At 60.8% G+C, this 14,634-nt stretch carries 3 protein-coding genes; 2 read left to right on the top strand and 1 reads right to left on the bottom strand.

Features of this window, described 5'->3' with window-relative positions:
* Positions 1 to 6,838: hypothetical protein (locus tag ACFORG_RS20750; RefSeq protein WP_386737484.1), on the bottom strand; the 6,838-nt coding region annotated here is incomplete at its 3' end.
* Between the two features lie 1,171 nt (positions 6,839 to 8,009).
* Between ACFORG_RS20750 and ACFORG_RS20745 the strand changes: the two genes are divergently transcribed.
* Positions 8,010 to 11,825: a hypothetical protein gene (locus ACFORG_RS20745; protein ID WP_386737483.1), complete on the top strand. Its 3,816-nt coding sequence runs from the start codon at positions 8,010 to 8,012 to the stop codon at positions 11,823 to 11,825.
* Positions 11,826 to 12,111: 286 nt separating this feature from the next.
* On the top strand, positions 12,112 to 14,634 hold a 2,523-nt coding region (locus tag ACFORG_RS20740; protein ID WP_449284313.1), incomplete at its 3' end, for a calcium-binding protein.

Below are 14,634 nucleotides of genomic sequence, written 5' to 3'. Positions count from 1 at the left end.
GGTTGGTGCCGAACCGGCTGCCGAAGCCGCGCTCCAGCACCTCCCCCCGGACCAGCATGGCGTCGGCGGCCAGGATGCCGAAGCCCAACGTAACATCGTCGAAGACCAGCAGCTCGACATCCTCGTGGATCATGTCCACGTCGCCGCTCTGGGTGTCATGCACCAGCAGCATCCGCGGCGTCGCGCCCGCCTCGCGCAGAACCTCCACCTCGTAGCGGTCGAGTTCGCCGGCGAAGACCGCCCGGTCGCCCGCTCCGGAACCGCCCGCAATCGTGTCGTTCCCGGAACCGCCCGACATCGTGTCGTCGCCGCCGCCGCCCGAGATCCTGTCATTGGCTTGCGAGCCCGAGATGGTCTCGGCATCGGCCGCGCCGGTAATCTCGAGACGGTCCTGCGACTGAACGAAGCCGGTCACGGAGAGGAAGGACAGGTCCAGTGCGCTCCGCGCGCCCATGAACAGCTCCGCCACGTAGGTCATGGCACTGCCCGGGTTGAGACCGCCCAATATCTCCTCGAAGCCGGCATCGACGAACTGACTGGCGCCGAATTGCGCGCGCAACTCGCCCGAGGGCGAGGAGCCGGGATTGATCATCGACAGCGTCTCGAGCGAGGTCAGCGTGGTGTCGCGGAAGTCGAAGATGGCGGGCGTGAAGGAGAACACGACAAGCGTGTCGTCATCCGCCCCGCCGTCGAACACCTCGCCCGCGACCAGATCGCCCGGCCCGCCGACGCTCAGCAGGTCGTTGCCAGCCCCGCCGCGCAGCGTGTCCTGGCCGCCCCGTCCGTTCATGTCATCGACGCCGTCCAGACCCTCGATCAGGTTGTCGTTGCCATCGCCGAACAGCTGGTCGCCGAATTCGGAGCCGCGCAGGTCCTCGAACCCCGACAGGATATCCCCCGCCGCATCCCCATCGAGCGCATAGTTCGAGGAGAAGCTGACCCGCACGCCCGAGGCCGAACCTTCATAGCTGACCATGTCCCGCGTGCCCGCACCGCCATCCAGCGAATCCGCCCCCGCGCCACCCTCGACCGTGTCGTCGCCGCCTTCGCCGTCAACGATGTCACTCAATTCGGAACCGATGATCGTGTTCCCGAGGCCGGTCCCGGTAATCTCGAACCGGTCTCCCGGGGCGAACCCGATCACGGAGGCCGAACCGAGGTCGAGCGACGTGCCGTCCATCGTGATCTCGACCCGTGCTTCAGCCGTGCCGCCGTTTCTCTCGAACAGATCGAAACCCGCGGCCTGGCTCGAGGTCAGGAAGACCGTGCCGCCGCCCTCGAAGGGCGCAACGGTCGACTGGAAGCGCAGCTGCTCGATGCTGGTCAGCGTGTCATCCCTGAAATCGAAGAGCGTGCCGCCATTGCCGAAGACATTGATACGGTCGGTGCCAGTGCCACCGTCATAGACCTCCCCGACCCCGTCCGTGCCTTCGCCGACCTGGAAGTTGTCGCTGTTGTCGCCGCCGCGCAGAGTGTCGATGCCGGCGGTGTTGTGAAGGATGTCGTTGCCCGCGCCGGCCTCGATACTGTCGTTTCCGGACGAGCCGACGATGTTCTCGTCCCCGCCGGTGCCGTGGAGGATGAACAGGTCGTCCATGTCCCAATCGGTGAGGGTGGTGTCGAACAGGCTGAAGAAGCTCTGCCCGTCGAGGAAGATCTCGATGGTCTGGTCGGCGCCTGCATTGGTGTTGCCGGTGACGAGCGCGTCGTTTGCAATGCCTGCGCCGAACTGCGAGCCGGCAAGCTGCAGCGTCGAGGCATTCGCACTGAAGCCGCCGTCGAGTTCCTCGATGCTGGTGATCGTCGCGCCGCGCAGATCGATGAGGCCCGCGCCGTTGGAGAAAAAGGTCAGCCGGTCGGTGTCGGCGCCGCCATCGAAGTGATCCGTGCTGGCCGGGTCGGTGAGGTCGTCGACGCGCAGCTCGTCGTTTCCGGCGCCGCCCTCCAGCGTGTCCTCGCCTTCGTCACCCTCGAGCGTGTCGTTGTCGGCCCCGCCTTCCAGCCGGTCGTCACCTTCGAAGCCATTGAGGTAATCGTCGCCGCCCAACCCCTGCATGGTGTTGTTGACAGGAGAAGAGGACGAATCCCGCAGGTCGTCGTCGAACTCGGTGCCGATCAGGTTCTGGAAGTTCTGGAAGGTATCTCTTGGCGCGAAGAACCCCGCGTCGCCGGGATCGCCGCCCGCTTCCACGAAGCCGAAGGCGAGATTGATCCTGACACCCGACGCGGCATCGGCGTAGCTGAGCGTGTTGACCCCGCCTCCACCGTCCATGGCGTCGCTGCCGGCCCGGCCCGCGATGATGTCATCCGCCGCGGAGCCGGTGATCGTCTCGTCGAGGCCGGTGCCGGTGATCTCGAACCGGTCCTGTTCGGCCGAGGTGAAGTCCGTCACGCTCAGCCCCGAAAGATCGAGGCTGGAGGCGCCGTCCATCCCGATCTGGACCACCGCCGGCGCCGTTCCGTTCGTCTTCTCGACCTCGCTGAACTGGCCGAACTGGGCTGCCGTGAATTGCGCGATCCCGCCGCCGGTGAAGGGAGAGACCGTGGCCAGGAAATCGAGCTTGTCGAAATTGGTGACGATGTCGTCGGTGAAATCGAAGATCGAGGTCAGGCCGGTGCCGAACAGGTAAAGCCGATTGTACCCGGCCCCGCCATCATAGGTCTCGCCGGCCACATTGCTGCCATTCGTGATCTGGACGGTGTCGTCGTCGGCCCCGCCGAGAATGGTATCCACGCCGGCGCTGTCTTCGATGATGTCGTCGCCGCCAAGCCCCTCGATCCGGTTGTTCCCGGCATCGCCTTTCAGACGGTCGCCGAACCCCGATCCGACGAGGTTTTCGAAATTGAAGAAGCTGTCGCCGTCGGCATCGCTGGACGGGCTGTTATAGGCGGCGGCCGTTCCGAGATCCATGTTCACCAAGACCCCGCCCGGGGAGCTCTCGTAGCTCAGCGTGTCGGTTTCGCCGCCGCCATCGAGGCTGTCGCCACCCGCGCCGCCTTCGACAAGGTCGTCATCGGCGCCGCCGTCGATCGTGTCGGTCCCGCCGCCGCCGCGGAGCGTGTCGTTCCCGGCCAACCCGTCGATCGAGTCGTTGCCGCTGCCGGTCTCGATCAGGTTGGCCTCGTCCGTGCCCCCGATCACCGCGTTTCCGGTATTGGTGATCCCCTCGAAATTCTCGAAACCGGTATGGGTGCCGAGACCGTTGGAGCCCCCGGTGTCGAGGTCGAAACTGTGGCCGAAGGTCAGGTTCTGCACCACCAGTGTGTCGTTGCCTGCGCCGCCATCGGTCAGCTCGTCGACCCAGATCCCGCCGCTGACCAGCAGGATACGGTCGTCGCCGGCCTCGCCGAACACGTCGTCGCTGCCGGTGCCGCCGTCGAGCGTGTCGTTGCCCTGGCCGCCTTCTATGGTATCGAGGCCACCCCCGCCCCCGATGCTGTCATTGCCTCCTTCGGGCGCGAAGGTCTCGGCGCCGAGGGTGGTCGTGCCCGGTTCCGGAGTCAGCGTCTCGTCCCCCGCGATGTTGGCGAAGGTGAGTGCATCGGGGTCGAGCTGCCAGTTCGCGACAAGGTCGGGATTGTCCGCCTCGTCGAACCCGTCGAACCGCGTGAACTTCGTGGCGTCGACCTGGCCCTGCGTGCGCGCGGAGGACCAGATGCGGATGTCACCCATCCCGCCGCGCAAGGCCTGCGTGCCATCGAAGCCGCCGCCCAGTGAGTCCTGGTCCTGGCCGATGACCAGTGTTCCGCCCGAGGCGATAGGATTCCCGACGCTTGCAGAGGCACCGGACCCGCTGAATTCCTCGACCCCATCCACGTAGAGGGAGATCTGCCCGTTCGCACCGGCCGTGGTGTCGACGCTGACCGACATCCGGTGAACCTCTCCGTCGAGCAGGTTGCTGACCGCGTAACCGGTATCGGTGGACGCCCCGTTGACCCAGACGGTCACGTTGCCGCTCGGATTGCCGAAGACCAGGAATTCGTTGCTGCTGCCCGAAACGGCGTAGGACAGGAACGAGACACCGCCCGCCCCGATCCCGGTTCCGCGGAACAGCCACTCGGCGGTGAAGGCATCGGTCGGCATGTCGGCGAAGGCGGTCGCCTCGGCATATTGATCCGTCACGCCGCCCTGGTTCAGCATCAGCAGGCCGAAGGGGATGGCGTCGCCATGGATCCGGTCGTTTCCGTCCCCGGCGTTGATCGTGTCGCCCCCGCCCGCGCCGATCAGGGTGTCGGCGCTTCCCGAGCCGCCGATCACGTCGTCATGGGCCGAGCCGAGCAACTGCTCGAACCCGGTGTTCGCGTCACCCTGCGCGTGCCCGCCGGATCCTGTCCCGGCGCCAAGGGCCACCACCACCCCCGCGTTCGAGCCCTTGTAGCTCAGCAGGTCGTCCGACCCGCTGCCGCCATCCATCGAATCCGCGCCCGACCCGCCCTCGACACTATCGCCGGAGCCGCCCGACGCCACGATGGTATCGTCGCCCAGACCACCCCTGATGACGTCCTTGTAGCCAGATGCGTCGGGCGAGGATTCGGTGTTTCCCCATATCCGGTCATTGCCGTTCCCGCCGTCGATCGTGTCGGTGTACAGACCGCCCTCTATGGTGTCACTGATCGAGGACCCGGTGATCTCTTCGTAACCGCTGGTGCCGAAAACCCGCATCCCGTCGGTCGCGGTCATCCCCGAGATGGACAGAGACGACAGGTCGATCGAGTCGTCAGAGTTCAGGTAGAGTTCCGTGATCAGCGTACCCGTATGGCTTTCGGCCAGCAGGCTGGTGATGGACCACTCGTCGAGACCGAAGCGGGCGGTCACGTCCGCGGTACTGATGAATTGGTTGTCGAAGGAGAGCCTTTCGATATTCGCAAAGGTCGTCGATCGGAAATCGAAAATTCCAGAAGCCCTTGCAAAGATCTGCAACCAGTCGAACCCGTCTTCGCCGTCATAGACCTCTCCGCTTTCGACGTCGCTGATGCCGCCCGGGTTCTGGACTTGAAAGAAGTCACCTCCGTCTCCGCCATACATCGTGTCGCGGCCTGCATCGCCCTCCAGCACGTCGCCGTTATCACCGCCAAAAAGCTCGTCATTGCCGGAACTGGCGTTCAGGCGGTCGCTGCCCTCTGAACCGATGAGTAGGTCGTCGCCTGCTCCGCCGTTCAGCGTGTTGTTGTTCTCGTTGCCGATCAGGATATCGCCGAGATCACTGCCCGTCGCGACTTCGATATTGGTCTGATGGGCGGCGTCCGCGTAGAGGTCGGCGGCGATGTAATAGCCGCCCAAGTCGGCTACGCCAATATTGTTGAATACGCGGCTGCCGAAACCGCCCGCGTGCCACGCGGACAGAAGCAGGTCGTTGCGCAATTCGCTTGCGGTCGCTGCCGGCAGGAGCGTGTTGAAAAGGGAGGAGGCGTTCAGTTGCGTGATGATATCGGTTATATGCGCCGGGTCGGTGGACTGATCGAGTGTCGCGTTGTTCAGGTTGATCAGGGCGTGCTTGCTGCCGGAATAGCTGATCTCGTCCGTGCCGCCCGTGTCGTGGATGGCATAGAACGCGCGGCCGATGGACACGTCTCCATCGCTGCCGTCCCGATCGAGCGCGGTCGTGGCCGGGTCGGTCAGCGCGTATTCCGTGTCCGTGGTGTTGTACGCCCGGGAGCCGTAGAGGTAGAAAAATCCCGCAAGATCCAGGACCATCGGCGTGACCGCCAGCCCAAAGCTGCTGGAATTGTTGTTCACGTCCAGCCCGGCACGTTCGTAGGACATGATCGTGTACCGGTCGTTGTCCAGAACGTTGTCGCTTGCGTTAACGCTGTCGGAGGTCGTCCATGAACCGGTTCCGTTGCCGCCATCATGCGGATGCCCGAAGCCCAGCGCGTGCATGATCTCATGCATCGTGGTATGCAGTCGGTTCGATCCGCCACCAAGCTCGGGGTCAGTGGACATCGCCCTTTCGTTGCCCGAGGTGCCGTTGGAGTCTTCCAATGTTCCCAAGTGGATGAAAGTCTCGTAAACTTCGGTGGTGCTTGTCGTCGATTTCGTGTTGTTGCCGGGAAACTCGGCGCGACCGAACGCACTGTAATCGGTAAACGCCATCAGCTTCAGATCGGTCTCATTTCCATCGAAGGAAGTGGATTCCAGGAAGGATAGCTCGAACCAGGTTTCGAAGAGATCGAACGAGTACCGGATGTCGTCTCTCAGTTCGACGAGGTTGTTGCCGTCTCCGGTGCCGCTTTCAAGGTTCGCACTCGTTGCGGAGGATCCTTCGCTCGTGAATGAGGCACCGTTGTCGACCCAGTGGTCCCAATCGCTCGTACTGCCATCCGACATCGCCCAGGTCAGAATGGGCACAGGCGTTTCCGTCCACTTGTTCGGCCCTACGAGTCCCGCGATCAAGGTGTTTCCGGGGCTTGGGTTCGTCTGCGTCGCCGGATCGCTGTAGATGTCTCCATTTCCGTCGCCGGTCCAATTGCAACAAGGACAGCCGCACCCCGGTAGGGTCGGAAGATCGGTCGTCGATGCGCTTGTAGCCATGAGCGCCATCATCGATTGCGCGTTGTCAGGTTTGGAGGGCGACACGCCTGGTTCGTTCCAAGACACGGTCGCAGGCTGTGCCCGCTCGACGGCGTCGTCACGTGCCCATTCTGGCAGCCGATCGGGCAGCCCAACTTCCACCGCCCCGGCCACAACGCCGGTTTCGGTCGGCTGCGGCTGGATGCGCTGTTGCCGACCCCCATCATTCTGGCCTGCGCCAACATCGCCCGGATCCGACCCCGGGACCTGCGTCTGGTCGGCTTCTCCACTCGCCTCGACCTGATAGGTGTCCGTTTGCGTGGTCATCTCCGGCGCGGTTTCATGACTCGAGCTACCCGGCAGCACCCAGGTCGTAATATCTTGCGAGGGCACGCTCATTTCTTGCTTCGGACGCAGTTCGTCCGCCTCAGGGAACCCGCCTTCCAGAGTCTGGATCACGGGTCTCGGGAAAATGAAGCCGCTCTTCACGGAACCGACAAGGGCTGCCCCAAGAGCCGATGTAGAAACTTCATGCCTTGTTTCGGTTCCCTGCGTGATCCCATCGGCACCGGTTTCAAATTTGCGTTGGTCCAGCAAGAAACTCATGACACGTCCTCCAAAACGCTAGCCGAAGCCCCGAGAACTCCGAAACAAGAACAGAAAGCTTGAAAACTTCAGCTGGAAGCCTTGCAGAAAAGAAGAGGCCAACCAAACGTTAACCTCTGGAGAACTGTGATCGCGTTCACACTTTTCCTTCGGGTCCAGCATTAAAAGCGCCGGGCAAGCCAATGGAATCGCTCGTTTGTAGGCCACTTGGCAGAGATGCTATCCATCCCCGCCAAATTATTGAGCAGAATCCGGCTCGGCGCTCCAGTCCGATGCTCAGAACGGCCTGTTTCCGTTTCGGAACGACGAATCCCCTTGGTGCTGCCATGTGTGGACGGCTCCGTGTGCGCAAGGGTTTATTTGATCTGAGAATGATCATATTGGGGTGTGTTCATGTGTCCGGCCTGTATGTGCGGTAAGTCCGACCGCCGCCCCTACTGAAATCCCCAAGTCGTCCTCAACGCCCCCTCTCACTCCTGATCCTGTCGACCGCCGGCTCGCCCCCCGGTCCGACTTGTGGCCACGTTAGAAACTGGCGACCACCGGCGGTCCCGATGGGTAACCTCAGAGATTTGCCCCACCCCTTTCCAGTTGAACGGCCGGAGTGGGGGGCGTGGGAGAAGATCGTACTGCCTTGAACAACGTAACCATGATCGGCAACAGCATGGTGAGAACAGGGTCGTGTTGCCTTTTGCCATAGGCGTCCTTGCAGCCGCACTGTGCGACGCTGACCAAATCTTCGCCTAAAACCCAGCTCAACACACAGGTTTTCAGTCCGGTCGTCAGCTCACTTCGTCGGGCCCCATACGCCCCTAAAAAATTGACAGGTTTCTGTCACTTTGTAATGCTCGTGGAATTTATCGCTGGATTTCAGCACATTCTGGGGGACGTTATGCCTGTTCTCACTAACGGGACGTCGGGGAATGACACCATAACAACTGGTGCCGATGACGACATCATCAACGGCTTGGGCGGCCAAGATATCATCAACTCCGGGGCAGGCAACGATACCGTAAATCCGGGTGACAATACTAGTTTCGATTTCACCGATACCGGTGCGGGCGATGATGTCGTTATACTGACTGATACCGGCTCGGGATTCCAAGCTATCGGCTTCGAGTCTCACACCGCACCGTCGTCGCCGGGCGGCGGTGCTCTTCCCAGCGCGATCCCGACAGGACCGCTCTTCACGGGTTTAAGGGTCAACATCGACGGTGCTTCCAATACAGGCATCATCAACAAAGGGATCAACGGCACCACGACCATTACAGACGTACAAGTCGCGATGTTGGCAGAGGGCTTTCTGGTCATCGGTTCGAATTATGGTGACATCTTCTCGTTGACTTCGATTGCCGGCGGTTTTTCCGCGATGCGTGGAATGGGCGGCGATGACACTTACAACATCGTTGCCGGACCGGGGACCGTGCGGCTCGATTACCGCGCTCCTGGGGCAACTTCTGGTATCGTTGCCGATCTCGGCACCGGTATCGTCAGCGAAGATGGGTTCGGCGGGAACGACACCATCACTGGAGACCCGCTTGATCAGATCCGAGGCACTCAGTTGGACGACACGATCCTGGGATCGAATGACAACGATGATATCCGCGGTGATGCGGGCAACGACAGTCTGACTGGCGGCGCGGGAGCCGACACGCTACGCGGCGGCGCTGGAGACGACGTGCTCAATCCTGGTGACAACGATGATTTCGACGAAGTCGACCCCGGCGCAGGCAACGATACCATTGTCCTGTCAGACTTGATGCACGGCCATGTATTTCTGGGAAATTTCGACATCGCGTCGGGAGTAACCGTAACTGTCGACGGTACCGGAAACATAGCTCGTGTCGAGAAAGGCAGTGAAGGAACCACAACGCTTGTCGATATCCAGACACCGATGTTGGGCGGTGGCGCCGGCATCGCGGGCAGCCACCAGGACGACACCTTCAACGTGACCGTGGTAGATGGCGGGCAAGCCTATATTCGTGGTTATGGTGGCAATGACACCTTCAACATCAGCGAAGATCCAGGCTGGTTGAGGCTCGACTACGGTTCGAGTTCCGTGGAAACCGGCGTAACTGCAGACCTCGGCTCCGGCATCGTCAGCGAAGACGGATTCGGCGGGACCGACACGATTACCGGTACGCCGCTGGACGCCTTCCGTGGCACCGACCTCGGAGACAGCATTGATGGTAGTTCCGGCGACGATTGGTTGGAAGGAGCAGGTGGCAATGACACGATAAGCGGGCGCGGTGGCAATGACAGGCTGGAAGGCGAGGACGGCGACGACCGACTGATTGCCGGTGGTGGCGACGATACGCTGCGTGGCGGTGCCGGTAACGACACGCTGATCGCCGGGGACGGAGAGGGATATTCGGAGTTCGACGGGGGTACCGGCAACGACCTGATCGATTTCTCCGGCTCCGGATCGGGCAGCTTCGCACTGGCTCATTTTTCGCTCGATACCGGTGTCTCGATCATGGTCGACGGGACTAGCGACACGGCCAGCGTACATAAGGGTACCGGCGGCACCACGACGGTGGTCGGCGCTCGAAACGCGATGGAAATCGATCACCTATGGCTGTTCGGCTCCTATCAGGATGACACCATAACAGCCACAGCTTCGGCCGACGGCGATCTCCGAATCCGCGGATACGGTGGCAACGACACGATACATGTTGGCAACAGTACCGGTCGCATCCGGCTCGACTATGATTCCAGCAGCGTGATGACCGGTATCGTCGCAAATTTTGGCGCCGGCACAGTCAGCGTCGATGGCTTCGGCGGCTCCGACACTGTCACCGGCGGAACGATATGGGAGTACCGCGGGTCGCGACTGGATGATGACATTGTCCTGACCGAAAGAGACGACCGCCTCTGGGCGAAGGGTGGCGACGATACTGTCGACGGCGGCGCCGGTACGGACACTGTGATTTTCGAGGCCAGTTCAGGCGATGCAACCATCACCGAAACCGCCTCTGGCGAAATCCAGGTGGTCAGCTCAGATGGTACTGATCTGCTGCGCAACGTCGAAGAATTGGAATTCTACGATACCACGCTTCTTGTGTCGGACTTGTTCCCGACCGACGGCGCAATCCGGGGTACACCCGAGGATGACATTCTTGACGGTACCAATGGTGATGACCTGATCCTCGCGCTTGCCGGAAACGACCTGGTGCGAGGACAGGCGGGCAATGACACGGTCAACGGCGGCGAAGGAGCAGATCGTCTCGAAGGCGGGGACGGAGACGACAGCATCAATCCCGGTGGCGCGACGGACGGAATCGAGGAAATTCTTGCTGGAACCGGGAACGACACGATCGATCTGGCAGATGCCGCGGGTGGGATCGTCCACCTGTTGCACGATGACTTATCCGGCTCCATTAGCTTCACTTACGATGCGACCCACGGAGAAGCGATCATCGACAAGGGTGGCGAGGGATCGACCCAAGTGCTTGCGGCCGATGGTGTGATCGCGAACGCGACAGGGCTTGGACGGTTTCTGGTTCGCGGCTCGGATGGGGACGACCTCTTCACGATGCGCCCGGCCTCATTGGGTCCTTCGAATTTCATCGTATTTGATGGGAATGCGGGTAATGACAGGTTCGATCTTGCCGCAAGCTCTGTGTACCAACGTGTCAATTATGATGCCGACGATCTCTCCCGCGGAATCGTCGCCGATCTGCGGTCAGGGATAGTGAGCGAAGATGGACACGGAGATCGCGACGAGGTCTCAGGTCCCTGGCGCGGCGATCTGCGTGCAACCCGTTTCGACGACAGCGTCGTGGGAAGCGACGGCGACGACAGGTTCATCCTTCTGGCGGGCAATGACACGCTGGATGGCGCTGACGGCTGGGACCTGTTGCGGTTCGACCAATCCGGAAGTTCAGACGTCAGGGTCAATTTCGCCGCTGGAACGGCTGAAGGGACATGGGAGGGTGAGGCCTTTTCATACGATCTGGAGAATGTCGAATGGGTGCGGGGCAGCCGAAGCGAGGCCGATCTCCTCATGGGCGACGAACTGAACAACTACTTTGAAGGCTTCGGTGGCAACGACACCCTTCAGGGCGCGGCGGGGAATGACACTCTACAAGGCGGTGACGGCTCGGATCGCCTGAATGGCGGTGACGGCGACGATGTCATCAACGGCGGAACGAGTGAGGCCGATCTCAGAGATGTTGTGTTCGCAGGTGCGGGTAACGACAGTGTTGATGGTGGTCATGGCAACGACCAGATCTTTGGCCAAGAGGGCAACGACACACTCGCCGGCGGGTTCGGGGCTGACGAGCTTCAAGGCCAGGGCGGAAATGACGTGATCACTGGCGGCGCGTTGTCGGACCTCGTCTTTGGCGGAGCGGGAGACGATTTCGTCAATGGCGGGTTCGGGTATGATCGGGTAAACGGCGGCGAGGGGGCGGACCGGTTCTACCATCTCGGCATCGCCGATCACGGCTCGGACTGGGTGCAGGACTATGATGCCGCTGAAGGCGATGTGTTGGTCTTCGGCCAAGCCGCGACGGTGGACGAGTTCCAGATCAACCTCGCGCATACGGCGACACCTGATAGCGAGAGGTCAGGCGATGACACGGTGCAGGAAGCCTTCGTGATCTACCGCCCGACGGGACAGATCATGTGGGCCTTGGTGGATGGCGAGGGTCAGTCCAGCATCAATCTCCAGATCGGTGGCGAGGTGTTCGACCTGCTCGCTTAGAAGCTCGTCGTGCAGCGGCCGATACGGGGCGCGGGCCATCCATGCGTAGCTGACGCCAAAATCATCGTTCGACATAAAATGGTTTCGGACGCGACCCATAAGCGCACTTCGAAGCTTTACACACTTGCAGCTTTTGTCGAAATTTCACTCAACATTCTGTTTGCCGAATATCATTTTTTGAGGAGATCACTGAATGTCGATATCGATTGGAACCGCCGAAATCCTCGCACCCGTCGGCACCGGAGGCAACTTTGGTGAGGCAGTTGCACTTCAGAACGGCGGCTACATGGTGGTTTGGACGCAACTTGTGAGCCCGCTTTTCCCGATAGCCGGAATTTCAGACAATGATGCCACGGCCATCTTGGGGCGATTGTTCTCGGCCGACGGCACTCCTGTCGGGACTGAATTTGAAATCAACCGAACCGTCGATGGTTTCCAGACGGATCCGGACGTTGCGCTCCTCACGAATGGTAATGTGGCGGTGGCCTGGACGGACGGGCCGGACACAGACGCTGCGGTCGACGCGCGGGCTATCATTCTGAGTCCCACAGGCGCTGCGATCAGTCCGGAAATCCTGCTTGCCAATGATCAGGCCGGTGATCAGCGATTGCCGTTGGTTGCGCCGATGGAGTCAGGTGGTTTCATCGCCGTGTGGGAAGACGACTCAGGCTTTCGTGAAAATGCTTGGTTGGCGCAGGTTTACGACGCGACTGGCGCCGCAGTCGGGAACCAAATGCAGTTCATTTCTCTTTGGGCAGACGAACCGGCAGCATCAGAAGATGCCTTTCTCGTGCCACTTGGAGATGATCGATTTGCCCTTTCGATGATGGACGAAAGTTTCACTTTCAATACTGACGGTTTCACTTTCACCAGCGTTGGTGTCAGCCGTACACTGCCTACTGCCGAAGGAAGCGGTGCCAATCCACTGGGAAAGCGTGAGCATGACATGGTTGCGCTTGATGACGGCCTTGTCGCCACTGCCGAAGTAACCGGGACCGGGAATCTGATTTCGCCCGTACGTCTCACCATTAGGTTTTGGAACAGTGTGGACAGCCCGGCAACCGGTGATTTTCCCGATGATGACCGGACACCACGCACGGAATCTGTGACCGAACTGCAAGAGACGAAGAGTGTTCAAATCAACCTGCCAGCCGTCCCGTTTCGGCCACCCGAGGACCAATTACCGGCGGCCGCGCTGGCCGCGACACCCGACGGCAATCTTCTGGTCGTTTGGAGCCAACTAACTGGAGGAACCTCCACAGATCCGCTGTTCAGCCTCTATGCGCAGTTGTTCACCAATTTTGGTGCAGCACTCACAGAGGTGATGCAGGTGGCCGAAGACAGTGCGGCTGGCACCCGCCTTACTCCACCTTTCGTCACGGTCGGTACAGATGGTCAGGCATTTATCGGTTGGACCACCGAAAGTGGTCGTACTGGTGCGGGCAGTTTCGACCTGATGGGTGATGTCTACCAGATCACGTTGCCCGATATGGCAGTAGCCACATCGGGAGACGACTACATCGTGGGATCCTCCGGAAACGACCTTTTCGAGGGATCTGGTGGCAAGGACACAATCTTTGGGGGCGCGGGCAACGACGTGTTCCTTCAGGACGGTGATACCTTCACTCTCAACGACGGTACGACAGTAGCTGATCCGCTGCGCAACGATGAATGGAATGGAAACGACGGCGATGATCGTTTCGTGATCTCGCTCCTTGGAGGCAGCAACGAGGTGACGACGGATGTTTTGCCGGGCGGAGGCAGCGATACACTTGATTACAGCGGGCTTTCAGCAGGCATCGGCTTTGCACAGAACCTGGTGGTTCCGGGGGCCTCGACGCCGCGTGATATTGAGAACGTGATAGGCACCTATTTCGATGATCGGCTTACGTTTCAGTTCGGGCCACAATCCGATGAAGCGGACCTATCGCTGCATGCTGAGACTGGAAACGATACTATCGACTTTTATCCTCCTTCGACAAACTTCCTTGTAGGCGTCGAACAGCATAGCTATGTGATCGACGGCGGCGACGGGACAGACGTATTGAATCTTGATCACGCTGGTTTTGTTAACAATGCTGCCGATTTCCAACTCACCAACCACGGTACATACTACTCGTTGACGCCGCGGCTTGATGATGACAGCGGCACTGCCATCGCGGATCCGCGTAACGCGACAATACTACGCAGCATCGAAAACGTGGTCTTCTCTGACCAGACTGTGTCCCTGTCCGTGACTGCCAGTATGGAAAGCGGCGCACTTGGTGCACCGGACGGCATCCCTTTTGATCGGAGTGGATCCGCAGAGTCTGATGTGCTGATCGGTGGTAACGAAGCAGACCGCCTGACTGGGCTTGCAGGTGATGACCTGATCTTTGGAGGTGATGGGCCTGACACCCTGATCGCGAACGATGGGAACGATACCCTGCGGGGGGGTAACAGCGAAAGTGACCTTCGCGACGAGGTTTACGGAGGGGCTGGCAACGATTGGATCGATGGCGGCTATGGGAACGATGAGCTTCGCGGCGACGACGGGAATGACACCATTTCAGGCGGTTTCGGCACGGATACGGTGATCGGCGGCAGCGGAGACGACGTGCTTACAGGCGAGGCTTGGTCGGATTTGCTTTTCGGTAACGGTGGCAACGATTTCGTCAACGGCGGTTTCGGTTATGACCGGGTAAACGGCGGGGATGGTACGGACCGGTTCTTCCATCTCGGCATCGCCGATCATGGCTCGGACTGGGTGCAGGACTATGATGCGACCGAGGGCGATGTACTGGTCTTTGGGCAGGCCGCGACAGCGGAC

Origin of the sequence: Lutimaribacter marinistellae (assembly GCF_042648365.1) — a bacterium.
Lineage (GTDB): Bacteria > Pseudomonadota > Alphaproteobacteria > Rhodobacterales > Rhodobacteraceae > Lutimaribacter_A > Lutimaribacter_A marinistellae.
This window is presented reverse-complemented; position numbering and strand designations above follow the sequence as displayed.

Excerpts from the sequence above, each read along its gene's own strand:
- ACFORG_RS20745 (WP_386737483.1), top strand. The coding sequence starts at position 8,010 with ATGCCTGTTCTCACTAACGGGACGTCGGGGAATGACACCATAACAACT.